18 protein-coding genes are annotated in these 14470 nt (G+C 73.2%); 8 read left to right on the top strand and 10 right to left on the bottom strand.

The annotated features are described in order from the left end of the window. Positions 1–19: 19 nt before the first annotated feature. Positions 20–853 (top strand): methyltransferase, encoded by an 834-nt coding sequence (locus ODJ79_RS30920; protein ID WP_263027146.1) that lies wholly within the window; start codon positions 20–22, stop codon positions 851–853. Positions 854–887: 34 nt separating this feature from the next. On the opposite strand, the gene ODJ79_RS30925 is transcribed toward ODJ79_RS30920, so the two are convergent. Continuing rightward, complete coding sequence (locus tag ODJ79_RS30925; protein ID WP_263027147.1) at positions 888–1610, bottom strand: hypothetical protein; 723 nt, start codon at positions 1608–1610, stop codon at positions 888–890. Between the two features lie 67 nt (positions 1611–1677). Here ODJ79_RS30925 and ODJ79_RS30930 point away from each other — a divergent pair, with 67 nt between their 5' ends. Further along, the gene (locus tag ODJ79_RS30930) at positions 1678–2019 is read left to right on the top strand and encodes a PadR family transcriptional regulator (RefSeq protein WP_263027148.1); all 342 of its coding nucleotides are present in this window, start codon (positions 1678–1680) and stop codon (positions 2017–2019) included. A gap of 28 nt (positions 2020–2047) precedes the next feature. After that, complete coding sequence (locus ODJ79_RS30935) at positions 2048–3121, top strand: hypothetical protein (RefSeq protein WP_263027149.1); 1074 nt, start codon at positions 2048–2050, stop codon at positions 3119–3121. 6 nt (positions 3122–3127) lie between these two features. On the opposite strand, the gene phoU is transcribed toward ODJ79_RS30935, so the two are convergent. The 3 genes from phoU to ODJ79_RS30950 all read right to left on the bottom strand — a co-directional run bounded on the left by phoU (position 3128) and on the right by ODJ79_RS30950 (position 5613). Then, entirely contained in the window at positions 3128–3769 is a 642-nt protein-coding gene (phoU, locus tag ODJ79_RS30940; RefSeq protein WP_263027150.1) for a phosphate signaling complex protein PhoU, read from the bottom strand. A gap of 114 nt (positions 3770–3883) precedes the next feature. Continuing rightward, entirely contained in the window at positions 3884–4477 is a 594-nt protein-coding gene (locus ODJ79_RS30945) for an alpha/beta fold hydrolase (protein WP_263027151.1), read from the bottom strand. Positions 4478–4578: 101 nt separating this feature from the next. Next, entirely contained in the window at positions 4579–5613 is a 1035-nt protein-coding gene (locus ODJ79_RS30950) for a cation diffusion facilitator family transporter (protein ID WP_263027152.1), read from the bottom strand. An 85-nt stretch (positions 5614–5698) separates the two neighbouring features. Between ODJ79_RS30950 and ODJ79_RS30955 the strand changes: the two genes are divergently transcribed. After that, complete coding sequence (locus tag ODJ79_RS30955) at positions 5699–6430, top strand: sulfite exporter TauE/SafE family protein (RefSeq protein WP_263027153.1); 732 nt, start codon at positions 5699–5701, stop codon at positions 6428–6430. Positions 6431–6527: 97 nt separating this feature from the next. Here ODJ79_RS30955 and ODJ79_RS30960 read toward each other — a convergent pair whose 3' ends face one another. Continuing rightward, on the bottom strand, positions 6528–6920 hold the full coding sequence (locus ODJ79_RS30960; RefSeq protein ID WP_263027154.1) for a hypothetical protein: 393 nt from the start codon (positions 6918–6920) through the stop codon (positions 6528–6530). Between the two features lie 96 nt (positions 6921–7016). Between ODJ79_RS30960 and ODJ79_RS30965 the strand changes: the two genes are divergently transcribed. From ODJ79_RS30965 to ODJ79_RS30975, 3 genes are read left to right on the top strand one after another with little or no spacing between them, the layout of a single operon-like run. Further along, entirely contained in the window at positions 7017–7604 is a 588-nt protein-coding gene (locus ODJ79_RS30965) for a dienelactone hydrolase family protein (protein WP_263027155.1), read from the top strand. A gap of 45 nt (positions 7605–7649) precedes the next feature. Beyond that, complete coding sequence (locus ODJ79_RS30970; RefSeq protein ID WP_263027156.1) at positions 7650–8306, top strand: helix-turn-helix transcriptional regulator; 657 nt, start codon at positions 7650–7652, stop codon at positions 8304–8306. Positions 8307–8347: 41 nt separating this feature from the next. Further along, on the top strand, positions 8348–8809 hold the full coding sequence (locus ODJ79_RS30975; protein WP_263027157.1) for a DUF3291 domain-containing protein: 462 nt from the start codon (positions 8348–8350) through the stop codon (positions 8807–8809). On the opposite strand, the gene ODJ79_RS30980 is transcribed toward ODJ79_RS30975, so the two are convergent. The 5 genes from ODJ79_RS30980 to ODJ79_RS31000 are packed head-to-tail and all read right to left on the bottom strand — an operon-like array spanning position 8796 to position 13387. Beyond that, the gene (locus tag ODJ79_RS30980) at positions 8796–9239 is read right to left on the bottom strand and encodes a DUF6086 family protein (RefSeq protein ID WP_263027158.1); all 444 of its coding nucleotides are present in this window, start codon (positions 9237–9239) and stop codon (positions 8796–8798) included. The genes ODJ79_RS30975 and ODJ79_RS30980 overlap by 14 nt on opposite strands. Positions 9240–9244: 5 nt before the next feature. Further along, complete coding sequence (locus ODJ79_RS30985) at positions 9245–10207, bottom strand: cation diffusion facilitator family transporter (RefSeq protein WP_263027159.1); 963 nt, start codon at positions 10205–10207, stop codon at positions 9245–9247. Positions 10208–10227: 20 nt separating this feature from the next. Further along, positions 10228–11067 carry an alpha/beta fold hydrolase gene (locus tag ODJ79_RS30990; protein WP_263027160.1) on the bottom strand — a complete coding sequence of 280 codons (840 nt, stop codon included), beginning with the start codon at positions 11065–11067 and terminating at the stop codon, positions 10228–10230. Then, positions 11064–11927, bottom strand: a complete 864-nt coding sequence (locus ODJ79_RS30995) for an SDR family NAD(P)-dependent oxidoreductase (protein WP_263027161.1) — start codon at positions 11925–11927, stop codon at positions 11064–11066. Before ODJ79_RS30995 ends, ODJ79_RS30990 begins: the two co-directional genes overlap by 4 nt. Continuing rightward, the gene (locus tag ODJ79_RS31000) at positions 11924–13387 is read right to left on the bottom strand and encodes a flavin-containing monooxygenase (protein WP_263027162.1); all 1464 of its coding nucleotides are present in this window, start codon (positions 13385–13387) and stop codon (positions 11924–11926) included. Before ODJ79_RS31000 ends, ODJ79_RS30995 begins: the two co-directional genes overlap by 4 nt. 70 nt (positions 13388–13457) lie before the next feature. Between ODJ79_RS31000 and ODJ79_RS31005 the strand changes: the two genes are divergently transcribed. Continuing rightward, the gene (locus tag ODJ79_RS31005; protein ID WP_263027163.1) at positions 13458–14462 is read left to right on the top strand and encodes an AraC family transcriptional regulator; all 1005 of its coding nucleotides are present in this window, start codon (positions 13458–13460) and stop codon (positions 14460–14462) included. Positions 14463–14470 lie beyond the last annotated feature (8 nt).

Consider the following 14470-nt stretch of genomic DNA (forward strand, 5'->3'; position numbering starts at 1 on the left):
GGGAGGCGACCATACGGGGATGAGCTCCTCGCCCCGCCCGCCGGACGTCGGCGGCGAACCCGCCCGCGGCTACCTGCTGGACAACGCGCGCGCCGAGGCGGGCGAGCGATTCGCCTGGCTGGCCGAGCTGTTCGACGGTGTGACGCGGGGGCACTTCGACCGGCTCGGGGTCGGGGCCGGCTCGCGCTGCTGGGAGGTGGGCGCCGGTGGCCCCAGCATCCCGGCGGCGCTCGCGGCGGCCGTCGGCCCGAGCGGGCACGTGCTGGCCACGGACATCGACCCGTCGTGGCTGACGGCGGGCGGCGGGTACGAGGTGCGCCGGCACGACGTCACCGCCGATCCGCCGCCGGAGCCGGGGACGTTCGATCTGGTGCACGCCCGGCTCGTGCTGGTCCACCTGCCCGAGCGTTCCCGGGCGTTGGCCACGATGGCGGCCGCGCTGCGGCCCGGCGGCTGGCTGCTGGTCGAGGACGCCGATACCGCCCTGCAGCCGCTGGCCTGCCTGGACGACAGCGGACCGGCGCAGCGGCGGGCCAACCGGCTGCGCGACGCGGTCCGCGAGCTGCTGACGCGCCGCGGCGCGGACCTGCGCTTCGGGCGTACGCTGCCGCGGGCATTGCGTGCGGCCGGCCTGGTCGAGGTCGCCGCGACGGGCTCCTTCCCGGTCGGCGGCACGGCCTGCAACCGGCTGGAGGCGGCGACCGTCCGGCACGTACGCGGCGAACTGCTCGCGGCGGGGTTGGCCGACGACGCCGAGATCGATGCGCACCTGGCCGCCATCGACGCCGGCGAGCTCGACCTGACGCTCGCGCCGCTGATCTCGGCCTGGGGCCGCCGCCCCGCGGCCGGCTAGTCAGCGTCGGCGGCCAGGACGGCGCCGGAGCGGACTACCAGTCCATCCAGCCGTCGAGCGTCGGCTTGCGCAGGTGCGGCGGCTCGTCGTAGTCGATGGCGGTCAGCCACTGTGCGCCCGGCATCACCCGGTAGCCGAGCTTCCCGGCGAGCTCCCGGACGACGATCGGCATGTGCAGCGCCCCGAAGACGACGGCAACCTCGATGTCCTCGGCGGCGAACTCGCCGTCGATCTCGCGCAGCACGCCGAGCAGCAGGTCGTCCCGCTTGCGATCGACGGCGTCCCGCGGGACCTCGGTGAGGTCGTTGATGTCGAGCCGGGTGGTGCCGAACCAGTCGCCGTCGCCGGTGAGGGCCATGTGCAGCGCGAGGATCGGCGTCACCACGGTCGCGGTCACCCGCTCCGCACGCGACATCTGGCGGTCCGGGCCGGCGTCCGGCGCCAGGTAGTCGTCGGGGAAGATGATCGGTACGCCGAGCGCGCCGTAGTCGATGTCCTGGGCCACCAGGTCACGGCCGGCTCGCTGACGGGCCAGGCGCATCGCGTTGGCATAGACCATGCCGGTCGAGCTGGGCCCGTCCCAGGTCTCGGCGATGACCACCTGGCAGGAGCGCAGCCGTTGCCAGATCGCCCAGTAGTAGTCGGCGTGTCCCATGTGGATCGTCGGGATGATCACCCAGCGCAGCCCGCCGGCGGGTCGCCGGAACACGGTGACGGACGTCCGGAAGCCCATCACGCTCATCTCCGTCAGCTGCATGCCGACAGCGTAGAAAGCCACGGCCAGCCGGGTTCCCAATAGCACGATCAACTGTATATTGGTCGGCATGGCGAGCATGCGACGACCGAGCTTTCTGATCATGTCCGCGCTCGCCGCGGGCCCGCTGCACGGCTATGCGGTGATCAAAGAGGTGTCGCGGCTGTCGGATGACACGGTCCGCCTCGCCGCCGGCACCCTCTACGCGGCCCTCGACCGTCTCACCGACGAGGGCCTGGTCGAGGTCGACCGGGAGGAGACGGTCGACGGCCGTCTCCGCCGGTACTACCGGCTCACCGGGCCGGGCGCGTCCACCCTGGCCGCCGAGGCCGAGCAGATGCGCCGCGACGCCCGGATCGTCCTCCAGCGGCTGCGCCGGACAGGTCCCGCCGGTGCCCCCCGACTTGCCTAGCCGCCCCGAGCGCCGAAGGGACCCCCACATGACCGACGACCCCCGCAGCACGCGCCTGGCCCGCAGGTACCGTCGCTGGTTGCTGGCCTATCCCCGGGGGTACCGGAGGGAACGGGGTCCGGAGATCCTCGCGACGCTGCTCGACGCCGCCGGCCCGGACCGGTCGCGGCCGCCCGCCCGGGAAGCTGCCCTGCTGCTGCGGCACGGGCTCGGCCGGCGCATCGCCGAGACCGGGCGCCGGGCCTTCGTCGTCGCGGCGGTCGCCGCCGTGCTGGGCGGGCTCAGCGGTATCGCGCTCGGTTCCTGGCTGGCCTGGCGGAGCGTGGACCCGATGGCGCCCGACAGGACCACGGCGATCGGTCTCGCCCGCACGGTCCTGCCCGGCCCCGTCGCCGAGCGGGTCGACTACTACGGCCGGCACACCTTCTGGAACCCGTACAGCGACAACAGCCTGCACGGCGGCACCGGCGTCCGGGTCGGCCGGGCCAGTGTCAGCGGCACCGTGCCCCCGGACTCCGGCTACGAGCAGCTCGCCGCCGCCGTCGAGGCGCGGATGCGCGCGAACGGCTGGCACGACGTGCACACCACGATCGACCGCTACGGGCCCGACACGTCGCCCTCGGCGCAGGCCGAGGTGACCGGAGAACGCGCCGGTTACTTCGCCTCGGTGCAGGTCGTCCCGGGCGACGAGCTCAACCGGCCCACCCTCGATGCCGCCGTGATGTGGGCCGAGCCGCCCGGTCACCTGCGCGACACCATCGCCGGCGGGCTGGCCGGCGCCCTGCTCGGCGCCCTGCTCGGGCTGTACACCGCGAAGCGCATGCGCCGCCACGGCCCGGGGGTGCGGCGGGCGTACTCCTGGCTCTGCGTGGCCACGCTGCTCATGCTCGGCCCCGCCTGCCTGGGCAACATTCCGACCTCGACCGGTTCGCTGCTGGCCAACACCAATCGCAACGGCGCCGGCCCCTCGGTGTACTGGGGCGGCTTCGTGATCTACGGGGCCGAGCCGCTCGCCATCCTGTCGCTGCTACCGATCCTGGCCATCCTCGCCGGCTGCCTCTGGCCGCGCCCGGCAATCGCCCGCGCCGCCACCACGGCGTAGGGGACGTCAGGCGTTCTTGCCGTCGACCAGCACCATGACGTGCTGGCTCACGTTGACGGCGTGGTCGGCGTAGCGCTCGTAGTAGCGGCCGAGCAGCGCGCCGTCGATGGCCGCCTCGACGCCCAGCGGCCAGTCCGGGCGCAGCATGACGCTGAACAGCTGGCGGTGCAGCTGGTCCATCGCGTCGTCGTCGCCGTCCATCTCGGCGGCGAGCGTCGCGTCGTGGTCGGCCAGCGCCGCCACGATCTTGCCGGCCAGCTCGTCGGCGACCTTGCTCATCGCGCGGAACAGCTCGGTCAGCTCGGGCGCGACCGCGGCGGTCGGGTGCCGGCGCAGGGTGGCCCGGGCGACGTGGGCGGCCAGGTCGCCCATGCGCTCGAGGTCGGCGGCGGCCTGCAGCGCGGTCAGGGCCGTCCGCAGGTCGCCGGCGACCGGCTGGCGGCGGACGATCAGGTCGAAGACCCGGTCGTCGACCACCCGGTAGAGCACGTCGATCTCGGCGTCCCGGACGGTCACCTGCTGGGCGAGCGTGGGGTTGGCGGTGAGCAGGGCGGTGCTGGCCTGGCGCATCGCCTCGCGGACCGCCTTCGCCATGGTCACCAGCGAGCTGCTGACCCGGGCGAGCGCATCCTGGAAGTCGTCGCCCATGATTTCTCCCGCCCCCGAGGTTCGCATCGCCCCGCTGCCTGAATCGCCCCGACGCCACATGCTATGCGTCGCGGAGGGTGCCTGCACCCTCCGCCTCCGCCCTTTTCCGGAACGTCACAACAGCTCCCGAAGATGCGCGGCGAGACCGGCCGGGTCGCTCAGCGGCGCGAACGGCCGGTCCGGCCGGGCGGGCCCGCTGCGCGCGCCGCCGGCCAGGGCGGGTTGGTTGCGGCGGGTGGTGGGTCGGCCCAGCCAGCTTGCGTACGGGTCGAGCAGCGCCGGTTCCCGCCGGGGCCGGGCGTAGCAGCGGAAGACCTCCGGCACCCGGTCGAGGTGGGCGGCCGCGATGAGGTCGGCCGGGGCGGTCGCGCCGGCCGGTGGCACGTCGAGGGTGACGACGGCCTGGGTGGCGTAGCCGGCGGCGAAGGTCGTCGCCAGCCGGGCGGCGCCGGCGTGTCCCACGACCACCGGCGCGCGGTGCAGCCCGAGCCGGTCGACGAGCCGGGCGAGCTCGGCGGCGACGGCGTCCAGCCGGCAGGCGTCCCGGGGCGGCGACTGACCGTGGCCGGGCAGGTCGGGGGCGATCACCGTGCAGCGGGCCGAGGCCAGCTCGGCGGCGACCGGCCACCACATGGTGCGGTCGAAGAGCAGGCCGTGCAGGAGGACGACGGGCCGGCCCAGCGAGCCCCATCGGTCGTACACAAGCATGGTTTTGGGTGTTCCGAAGACGTGCAGGGAGCGCAGGGGCGGCCGCGGGTGCATACCGGCTGAACGATCGGCGCGGCACGCTGGTCGCTGGTGCGCGGGTGTCAATGCCCGGCGGCGGCGAGCCGGTCGCGGCGCTCGTGCGACAGTCCGGTGTGGTGCACCTCGCCGGGATGGCTGTCCGGGTCGACGTGGACGGTCGCGCCGGCCAGCCGGGGTACGCCGTGGGTGAGCTGGTGCCCGGCGTCGGCGGCGATCTCGTGGGCGTCGAGCAGGCTGAGCCGGGCGTCGACCACCACGGCGGCCTCGGCGTGCAGGCGGTGACCGATCCAGCGCAGCCGCAGCCCGGAGACGTCGCGGACGCCCGGGACGGCGCGCAGGATCCGCTCGGCCAGGTCGACGAGCTCGGGCTCGACCCGGTCCATGAGCCGGTGGTAGACCTCGCGGGCGGCGTCCTTGAGCACGAACGCGATGGCGACCGTGATGGCGAGCCCGACGACCGGGTCGGCCCAGCCCCAGCCGAGCCCGGTGCCGGCGGCCGCGAGCACGACCGCGAGCGAGGCGAAGCCGTCGGTGCGGGCGTGCAGCCCGTCGGCGACCAGCGCGGCCGACCCGATGCGCCGGCCGACGGTGATGCGGTACCGCGCGACGATCTCGTTGCCCAGGAAGCCGATCACGCCGGCCGCGAACACCCAGGGCAGGTGCGTCATCGTCCGCGGATGGAGCAGGCGCTCGACCGCGAACGCGGCCGAGGCGATCGACGACGCCGCGATGACCAGTACGATGACGACGCCGGCGAGATCCTCGGCGCGGCCGAAACCGTACGTGTACGCCCGGGTGGCGGCCCGCCGGCCGAGCCAGAAGGCGACCCCCAGCGGGACGGCGGTGAGCGCGTCGGCCAGGTTGTGCAGGGTGTCACCGAGCAGCGCCACCGATCCGGAGATGACCACGATGAGCGCCTGCAACGCCGCGGTGACACCGAGGCCGGCCAGCGAGATCCACAGTGCGCGCATGCCCTCGCGGGACGCCTCCAGGGCCGCGTCGACCTGGTCGGCGGCGTCGTGCGAGTGTGGCGTGACCGCGTGCCTGATCCGGTGGAGGACGCCGCCGTGCGGGTGCTCGTGCTGATGCTCGGCCATGCGGCCCAGTCTAGGCCGAGACTAGTCGTGCGACAATGCGGTAGATGCCAAGGACCTGCAAGAACTGTGGTTTGGCGGCTGCCGGGTGAGTGCTGATCAGGTGCCGACGCTCGCGCTGGCCTCGGCGGCGGCCTTCGGGTTGGCGCTGTTGTCGGCGGTGGCCGGGTTCGGCGGCGGGGTGCTGCTGCTGCCGGTGTTCACCGTCCTGTTCGGGCTGCGGGTCGCGGTGCCGATGCTGACGCTCACCCAGCTGTCCAGCAACGGGTTCCGGGCCTGGCTCAACCGCCGCGAGCTGCGCTGGGGGCTGATCGGCTGGTTCGCGCTCGGCGCGGTGCCGTTCGCGATCGCCGGCGGGTTGCTGCTGGCGCACGCGCCGCTGGGCGCGCTGAAGCGGGTGCTCGGCGCGTTCCTGATCGGCGTGGTCGTCTGGCGCCGGCTGCGCCCGCACCCGGGCAAGCCGTCCGATCGGAGCTTCGCCGCGGTCGGTGCGGTCTCCGGGCTCGGGTCGGCGCTGCTGGGCTCGGTCGGGCCGCTGACCGCGCCGTTCTTCCTCGCCTACGGGCTCACCCGGGCCGCCTACATCGGGACCGAGGCGGCGAGCGCGCTCACCATGCACCTGTCGAAGATCGCCGCCTACGGCGCCGGGGACCTGCTCACCGTACGCGTGCTGCTGTTCGGTCTGGCCCTGACGCCGGCGACGCTGGCCGGCACCTGGGTGGGCAAGCGGATCGTGGGCCGGATCAGCGACCGCGTCTTCGTCGCGCTGGTCGAGATCGGCCTGGTCGCCGCCGGCGTCCTGTTCCTGATCGGCCTCTGACCGGGGCCGTGCCGTTCACCGGTCCGCGGCGGCGGTCCCGCCCGGGGCCGTGCCGTTCACCGGTCCGCGGCGGCGGTCCCGCCCGAGGCCGTGCCGTTCACCAGTCCGCGGCGGCGGTCCCGCCCGGCGGCGCGTGCCGCTTCGCCGCGAAGCCGGCCTTCTCCAGCTCCAGCCCCAGCGCGTCCAGCCGCTCGCCGAGCTCCGCCCCGCCCTCGGCCGCCACCCCGGTGAGGGCCGCCAGCCGGGCGTCGGCCTGCTTCACCACCTGCGGAAGGCGCCGCACCGACTGGCCGAGCAGCCGCAGCACCTCGCCGATCGCCGCCGGGTCGGGCAGTGCCTCCGGGTGCTGCGTCGCGTGGTTGAGGTAACGCACCAACTCACCGATCTCGGCGACCGCGGCCCGGGTGTGCCGCTCGCTCCACTCGTTGAACGGATGCAGGTCGGTGACGATCTCTTCGGGAGTGAGATCGTGCGTCTTCCGTCGGCCCATGGTGCTCAATGATCAGCTCGGGCGGCGCGGCCGCGGGCAGCGGGTTCACGTGGTTGGATCGTTCGACGTATCCGTCCGGAGCCAGGAGTCCAGGTCATGGCCGAAGTTGTGCTCTTCCACCACCTGCGCGGCCGCACCGACGGCGTTCTCGCGTTCGCCGACCGGCTGCGGGCCGGCGGTCACGTCGTGCACACCCCCGACCTGTTCGGCGGCGCGTTGCCCGGCAGCCTCGAGGAGGGCTTCGCCCTGTCCCAGCAGATCGGCGATGAGGTCATCGCCGAGCGGGCCACCGCCGACCTGCCCGAGGCCGCGGTCTTCGCCGGCTTCTCGTTCGGCGTGCTGTCCGCCCAGCGCCTCGCCCAGACCCGTCCCGGCGCGCGCGGGGCCCTGCTCTACGAGGCCTGCCTGCCCATACACGGCGAGTGGGCGGTCGGCCCGTGGCCCGCCGGCGTCCCGGTGCAGATCCACGGCATGGAAAAGGACCCGTTCTTTGCGTTGGAGGGCGATGTCGACGCCGCGCGCGACCTCGTCGAGACGATCGGCCCGGATCAAGGACGGCTTTTCCTGTACGCCGGGGACCGGCACCTGTTCACCGACAGTTCGCTGCCCTCGTTCGACGCCGCGGCCACCGACCTGGTCGTCGAGCGCTCGCTGGAGCTCCTCGACCGGCTCTCGGTCCAGTGACCCAGCCGCTCTAGTGACAAGCCGCGTTGGCAATACGATGGCCGGGTGACGACGGAAGACCTGCACGATCTCGACGCCCTCGCCAGCCTCACCGACCGGGTGCGGCGGCAGGCGTACCAGGTGGTCGCGGAGGGCGCGGGGCCGGTCGGGCGGGACGAGGTCGCCGAGGCGCTCGGCGTGGGCCGCACCCTGGCCGCGTTCCACCTCGACAAGCTCGTGGCGGCGGGACTGCTCGAGGTCTCGTACGCCCGACGGTCGGGAAAGACCGGCCCCGGCGCCGGACGTCCCGCCAAGCTGTATCAGGTGGCCGAGGCGGAGCACGCGGTCAGCGTGCCGCCGCGCGCCTACCAGGCCGCGGCCGAGCTGCTCGCCGAGGCCCTGGAACAGGCCGGCGCCGAGGAGACGCTGTATCGGGTCGCCCAGCGCCACGGCCGACGCGTCCCGGCCGGTGCCGCCGGGGAAGCCGACGTCACCCAGCTGCTGGCCGGGCAGGGGTACGCGCCGGCGCCCGACGGCCCGGACCGGATCGAGCTGCGCAACTGCCCGTTCCACCGGCTGGCCGAGCGGTTCCCCCCGGTGATCTGCGGGATGAACCTCGCGATGATCACCGGGCTGCTGGCCGGCGCCGGGCTGGACGACCGGTGGGCCGCCCGGATGGACGCGGCGCCCGGCCGGTGCTGTGTGACGGTCTCTAAAAAGTAATCCCGTTGACATTAGAGTGCCGAGCTGGTGAGCTGAACCTCATGAGCGACTTCCACCTGGCCCAGATCAACACCGCCCGCCTCCGAGCCCCGCTGGAAGACCCCTCGATGGTCGAGTTCGTCGAGGGCCTCACGCTGATGAACGAGCTGGCCGACCGTTCACCCGGCTTCGTCTGGCGGCTGGAAGGGGAGAGCGGCGACGGCACGATCGCCGCGCCCACCGACCCGAGCCGCATCTACACGCTCTCGGTCTGGGAGTCGCCCGAGCACCTCCGGGCCTACGCGTACCAGTCCCAGCACCTCGAATACCTGCGCCGCCGCCGGGACTGGTTCCACCCGCACGGGCACCAGGCCGCACTGGTGCTGTGGTGGATCCCGGCCGGCCAGGTCCCCACCCTGCGCCAGGGAATCTCCCGCCTCGGCCGCCTCCAGGCCGCCGGCCCGACACCCGAGGCGTTCACCCTCCGCGAGTTGTTCCCCGCACCCGAGCTCACCCGGCGCTGAGCGGGTCCCCTGGCATCGAGCGTGCAGCTGCGGCTGCCCGCCGGACGAGGTCACGCCGGTCGTCAGCAGGCGCAAACGCGTCAACGCCGAGCGAGATCGCCCTGGTCGAGCGTTCGGCCGGTGCCGTCAACGCGGCCACCGTCCGCCCGCTGCGCTCGACCATCACCACCGCCTGCGGCAGATATCCGGCGAGCATCGCCTTGAAGATTGCATGGTTCGACCCCAGATACTGCGTCACCAGCGCGTCCACGAACGCGGCGAAACCCTCCGGGTCGACGGCGTATTCGTCGGCCTCCAGATCCACGACCCCGCACGGCCGGTCGGCGACCGGCACCAACGCCACGGTCATCCGGAAGAAGAGCTGCGCCACCCTGGTCGCCGGGTTCCACAGTGTCTCCCCGGTCGTCGCATCGACGAAGTATTGGCCCATCCGGGTCAGGCCGGTCGGTAGGCGATGCCGTGTGCGTCCTCGCAGTGCTCGGCCGGGTTGGCGTGGTCGACCTGCAGGGTGCTGTGCGTGATTTTGTAGTCGCGGCGTAGCAGCTGCTCGATCTCGCCGCGGATGGCGTGGCAGTCCAGGCCCTCGGCGACCAGCACGTGCGCGGAGAGCGCCGGCTGCCCGGAGGTGATCTGCCAGACGTGCAGGTCGTGCACCTCGACCACGCCGCCCACGCCGGTCAGCCGGCGGCCCAGCGCGGGCGGGTCGATGCCGCTGGGTGCCGCCTCCAGGAAGATTTTCCCGGACTCGCGGATCAGCCGGAGACCGGCCTTGACCATGAGCGCGACGACGATCAGGGTGGCGACGGCGTCGGCCCGGGTGTAGCCGGTGAGCAGCACGATCAGGCCGGCCACGGCGGTGGCGATGAACGCGAACAGGTCGTTGAGGATGTGCTGGAAGGCGCCCTCGACGTTGAGGCTGGCCCGGTTGGCGCGGCCGATCGCCCAGGTCGCGGCGACGTTGAAGGCGATGCCGACCAGGGCGGTGACCAGGACCAGGCCGCCGGCCACCTCGGGCGGGTGGAGCAGCCGGCGGACCGCCTCGATGGCCAGCCAGACCGCGAGGATGAGCATGGTGAGGCCGTTGGCCTGGGCGGAGAGGATCTCCGCGCGTTTCAGGCCGAAGGTGAACCCGCCCTTGGGCGGCCGCGCGGCGAGCCGGATCGCGACCAGCGCCAGGACGATGCCGCCGGCGTCGGTGAGCATGTGCGCGGCGTCGGAGAGCAGCGCGAGGGAGTGCGCGATCAGGCCGGCGACGACCTCACCGGCCATGAAGACGCCGATCAGGGCGAGCGCGATGGTCAGCCATCTGCGATCGGCGTCGGCGGAGACGCCATGGCTGTGCCCGTCGTGTCCGTGCCCGTCGTGTGCGTGCTGATCGTGGTGGTGTGGGTCGCCCATGGTAAGGCGACCCTACGCCCTCACGCCGTGACCTGAGCCAGCAGCGGCCGCACCAACTGGGCGAACTCGGCCGGCCGTTCGAGCTGCGGCATGTGCCCGGTGCGCTCGAACAGGTGCCACTGCGCGTCGGGGAACGCCGCCCGGGCCGCCGGCAGGTGCGACACCGGCAGGATGTGATCGCGGTCGCCCCACACGACCAGCGTCGGCTTGGCGTGCCGGGCGACGCGCGGCAACAGCTCGGAGCGCCATCCCGCGGCGACCCCCCGGATGCCGCCCAGCGCCCGCGCGATCTCCAGGTAGACCGCGCGGAAGTCCGGCTGGCGGGCGAGCCTGATGGCCATCTCGATCCGCTCGGGGGTGACCATCTCCCGGGAGGCGAACAGCGTGCGCTCCAGGCGCGGCGCGGTGCGCCGGTCGATGTGCGCCAGCAGCTGCTTGCCCATGCCGGGGATCGCCAGCGCGCGCAGCGCGAAGGTGACCTCCCGGCCGAAGCCGGCGCTGTTCACCAGGGTCAGCGTCGACACCCGGGCCGGGTCCTCGACCACCATCTGCATCGACACCGCGCCGCCGAGGCTGTTGCCCATCAGGTGGATCGGCCGGGTCTCGCCGATCGCGTCCAGCGTCTGCCAGACGCCGTCGGCGAGGGACACCAGCGTGGTGCTCTCCGGATGGCGCTGACTGAGCCCGAAGCCGGGCAGGTCGACCGCGATCACCCGGTGGTCGGTGGAGAGCAGCTCGTGCTGGGCCGACCAGTCCTCGAGGCTGCGCCCGATGCCGTGCAGCAGCACCACCGGCGGCGCGTCCGGGTCGCCGGTCTCGTGGAAGCGGATCCGGGCGTCGCGTACGGTCACGTAGTTCATCGGGCCACCCCCTGCGGCGCGCGCCGGCGGGAGACCGACGCGGACGTCGCGGCCTTGACGATCCGCTCGTGCCCGACCGGCAGCAGCCGGGCGAGCAGGTCCGGCAGCTTCGCGCTGGCGGCGATCAACACCCGGGCCTTGCGCTTGGCGACCGCGTCCAGGATCTGCCGCGCGGCCTTCTCCGGCGGGTACGTGAGCAGCTTGGCGAACAGCTCCTTGTTCGGCTCCACCTCCTCGCTCGGTACCCCGCTGCCCACCACCGCGTTCTCCGCGATCCGGGTGCGGATCCCGCCCGGGTGCACGGTGGTGACCCCGATGCCGTCGTCGGCCAGCTCGCTGTGCAGCACCTGGCTGAGCCCCCGCAACGCGAACTTGCTGGCGCAGTACGCGGACTGCCCGGCCGGCGCGATCAGCCCGAACAGGCTGGACACGTTGACCAGATGCGCGCCGGGCGCGGCCTTGAGCGACGGCAGCAGCGCGTGCGTCAGCAGGAACGGCGCCCGGAAGTTCACGTTCATGACCTGCTCGAACTCGTCGACGGTCACCTGGTCGAACCGGCCGCCCAGGGCCATCCCGGCGTTGTTGATCAGCAGCCCGATCGCCGGGTGCTCGGCCAGCACCTGGGTGGCCACCCCCTCGACCGCCGAACGGTCGGACAGGTCGGCGACCAGGGTCTGCACCGACCGGCCCGGGGTGACCCGGGCGATCCGCGCCACGACCTCCTCGAGCCGGGCGGCGTCGACGTCGACCAGCACCAGGTCGCTGCCGCGGGCGGCCAGCTGGTAGGCCAGCTGTTCGCCGATGCCGCTGGCCGCGCCGGTCAGCACGGCGGTGCGGCCGCCGAAGTGATACGGGGTCATGAGGCGATCTCCTCCAAGGGGGCGGTGGCGGGACGGCGGGTGAAGGTCATGTCGCGGGTGACGTCGGCGCGCGGGGTGGTCAGCACGTCGCGCAGGTAGTTCTGCCGGACCAGCCACGGGTCGCGGTCGCCCTGGCGGGGGAACTTGTCGAGCGCGCGCTGCACGTACCCGGACGAGAGGTCCAGCAGCGGTCGGCCGCGGCCGCCGGGGGTCTGCGGCGTCGCCACCGCGTAGCCGTTGCGGTCCATGTGCTTGAGCAGGCGCATGACGTAGCGGTGCGACAGGTCGGCGCGCAGCGTCCAGGAGGCGTTCACGTAACCGATGCAGTACGCCAGGTTCGGCACCTCGCCGAGCATGATGCCGCGGTAGGCGGCGGTCTCGCCGATGTCGACGGGCCGGCCGTCGACCGTGGCCCGCACGCCGCCGATCGGGAGCAGCGACAGGCCGGTCGCGGAGACGACGATGTCGGCCTCGAGCACGCGGCCGGAGCGCAGCCGGATGCCCTCCGGCACGAACGTGTCGATGTGGTCGGTCACGATGCCGGCCTTGCCCGACTTGATCGCCTGGTACAGGTCGCCCGACGGGATCACGCAGAGGCGCTGGTCCCACGGGTCGTACTTCGGGTTGAAGTGCTCGTCCACGTACGCCGGATCGTTCAGGGCGCGAACGGCGACGGACCGCAGGAGCTTCCGTACGCTCTGCGGCCGCCGCCGGGCGAGCTGGTAGAAGCCCTGGGTGAGCGCGATGTTCTTGGCCCGGGTGAGCCGGTTGGCGAGGCCGAGCGGGAGCACCCGCCGCAACCCGTCGGCGATCACGTCCCGTTCCGGCAGCACGGTCATGTAGGTGGGGGAGCGCTGCAGCATGGTCACCTGCGCGGCGTCCGCGGCCATCGCCGGCACCAGCGTCACGGCGGTCGCGCCGCTGCCGATCACGACGACGCGCTTGCCGGTGTAGTCCAGATCCGCCGGCCAGAACTGCGGATGGATCACCCGGCCGGAGAAGTCCGCGACACCCGGGAAGTCGGGCTGGTAGCCGGTCGCGTAGTCGTAGTACCCGGCGCAGCCGTACAGGAAATTGCAGGTCAGCGACGATCCGTCGGCGAGACCGACGGTCCAGCGGGCATCGGGCGTGTACCAGTCGGCGGTGACCACCCGCGCGCCGAACCGGATGTGCGGCAGGATCCCGCCGTCGGCGGCCGTCTCCTCGATGTACCGGCGGATCTTGTCGCCCGGGGCGATCGACTCCGGCTCGCGCCACGGCCGGAAGGGGTAGCTCAGGGTGTACATGTCCGAGTCCGAGCGCACGCCGGGGTAGCGGAACAGATCCCACGTCCCGCCGATCGCGTCGCGGGCCTCCAGGATCGCGTACGTCTTGCCCGGCAGTTGTTCTTGCAGCCGCCACGCCGCGCCGATCCCGGACAGGCCGGCGCCGATGATGAGAACGTCGAAATGATCGGCCATGGTCTCAGTCTCGTGACCGATCCCGCCCGCCGACTTGCCTTCGCGCGACACTCATTTATCCTTTCGCGACATGGGTTCGATGGTCCGAGCCGCCGGGCTGCGCGGACTGCCCACGCTCGTCGACGATCTCGGAGGCGACGGCCGGGCGCTGTTCGCGGCGCACGGCGTGGACGCGGCACTGACCGACACCGACGACGCGGTGATGCCGTCGCTGGTGGCCGGGCGCCTGCTGGAGGCGGCGGCGGCCGACCGCGACTGCCCCGACCTGGGGCTGCGGCTGGCCGCCCGGCAGGACACCGCGATCCTCGGGCCGCTCGCCATCGCGATCGAGAACTCGGCGACCCTCGGCGAGGCGCTCGACTGCGCGAGCCGGTTCCTCTTCGTGCACTCCCCGGCGCTGACCATCGCGCAGGTCGCCGACCCGTCCGGCCGCCCCGGGGTGGTCGGGCTGCGCTACGGCTCGACGGAGATGGACCCGATGCCGCCGCAGGTCTGCGACAACGGCCTCGGCCTGCTGCACCGGATCACCGTGCTGCTCAGCGGCGGACGTTACGGACTGCGGTCGGTGCACCTCACTCACCGTCCGCTCGCTCCCGTGGCCTGTTACACGGAGTTCTTCGGCGCGGACGTCCGTTTCGGGCAGCCGGCCGCCGTGCTGCGGGTGCCGGTGTCGGTGACCGAGGCCCGGGTCGACGGCGCGAACCGGGTGCTGCGCGAGGTGGCCCTCGACTACATGCGCGCCCACTTCCCGGCCCCCGAGCAGCCCCTCGACGAGCAGGTGCGCCGGCTGATCACCCAGTCGCTCGGCTCGTCGCCGGCCGACATCGCCGCGGTCGCCCGCCGCCTGCAGACCCATCCGCGCACCCTGCAGCGCCGGCTCGCCGCCGCGGGCACCACCTTCGACCAGCTGCAGGACGGGGTACGCCGGGAGACCGCGCACCGCCTGATCACCACCACGGACCTTCCGTTCAGCCAGGTCACCGCGATGGTCGGCCTCACCGAGCAGTCGGCGCTGACCCGCGCGGTCCGCCGCTGGTTCGGCAAGAGCCCGCGCGACCTGCGCCGGGACGGCTGACCGGCGGC

Source organism: Actinoplanes sp. KI2 (assembly GCF_025630775.1).
Taxonomy (GTDB): Bacteria; Actinomycetota; Actinomycetes; order Mycobacteriales; family Micromonosporaceae; genus Actinoplanes.

Excerpts from the sequence above, each read along its gene's own strand:
- ODJ79_RS30995 (WP_263027161.1), bottom strand. The coding sequence starts at position 11,927 with ATGACCCCGTATCACTTCGGCGGCCGCACCGCCGTGCTGACCGGCGCG.
- ODJ79_RS30960 (WP_263027154.1), bottom strand. The coding sequence starts at position 6,920 with ATGGGCCGACGGAAGACGCACGATCTCACTCCCGAAGAGATCGTCACC.
- ODJ79_RS30985 (WP_263027159.1), bottom strand. The coding sequence starts at position 10,207 with ATGGGCGACCCACACCACCACGATCAGCACGCACACGACGGGCACGGA.
- ODJ79_RS30980 (WP_263027158.1), bottom strand. The coding sequence starts at position 9,239 with ATGGGCCAATACTTCGTCGATGCGACGACCGGGGAGACACTGTGGAAC.
- phoU (WP_263027150.1), bottom strand. The coding sequence starts at position 3,769 with ATGGGCGACGACTTCCAGGATGCGCTCGCCCGGGTCAGCAGCTCGCTG.
- ODJ79_RS30920 (WP_263027146.1), top strand. The coding sequence starts at position 20 with ATGAGCTCCTCGCCCCGCCCGCCGGACGTCGGCGGCGAACCCGCCCGC.
- ODJ79_RS31000 (WP_263027162.1), bottom strand. The coding sequence starts at position 13,387 with ATGGCCGATCATTTCGACGTTCTCATCATCGGCGCCGGCCTGTCCGGG.
- ODJ79_RS31005 (WP_263027163.1), top strand. The coding sequence starts at position 13,458 with ATGGGTTCGATGGTCCGAGCCGCCGGGCTGCGCGGACTGCCCACGCTC.
- ODJ79_RS30945 (WP_263027151.1), bottom strand. The coding sequence starts at position 4,477 with ATGCTTGTGTACGACCGATGGGGCTCGCTGGGCCGGCCCGTCGTCCTC.
- ODJ79_RS30925 (WP_263027147.1), bottom strand. The coding sequence starts at position 1,610 with ATGCAGCTGACGGAGATGAGCGTGATGGGCTTCCGGACGTCCGTCACC.
- ODJ79_RS30975 (WP_263027157.1), top strand. The coding sequence starts at position 8,348 with ATGAGCGACTTCCACCTGGCCCAGATCAACACCGCCCGCCTCCGAGCC.
- ODJ79_RS30950 (WP_263027152.1), bottom strand. The coding sequence starts at position 5,613 with ATGGCCGAGCATCAGCACGAGCACCCGCACGGCGGCGTCCTCCACCGG.
- ODJ79_RS30965 (WP_263027155.1), top strand. The coding sequence starts at position 7,017 with ATGGCCGAAGTTGTGCTCTTCCACCACCTGCGCGGCCGCACCGACGGC.
- ODJ79_RS30930 (WP_263027148.1), top strand. The coding sequence starts at position 1,678 with ATGGCGAGCATGCGACGACCGAGCTTTCTGATCATGTCCGCGCTCGCC.
- ODJ79_RS30990 (WP_263027160.1), bottom strand. The coding sequence starts at position 11,067 with ATGAACTACGTGACCGTACGCGACGCCCGGATCCGCTTCCACGAGACC.
- ODJ79_RS30935 (WP_263027149.1), top strand. The coding sequence starts at position 2,048 with ATGACCGACGACCCCCGCAGCACGCGCCTGGCCCGCAGGTACCGTCGC.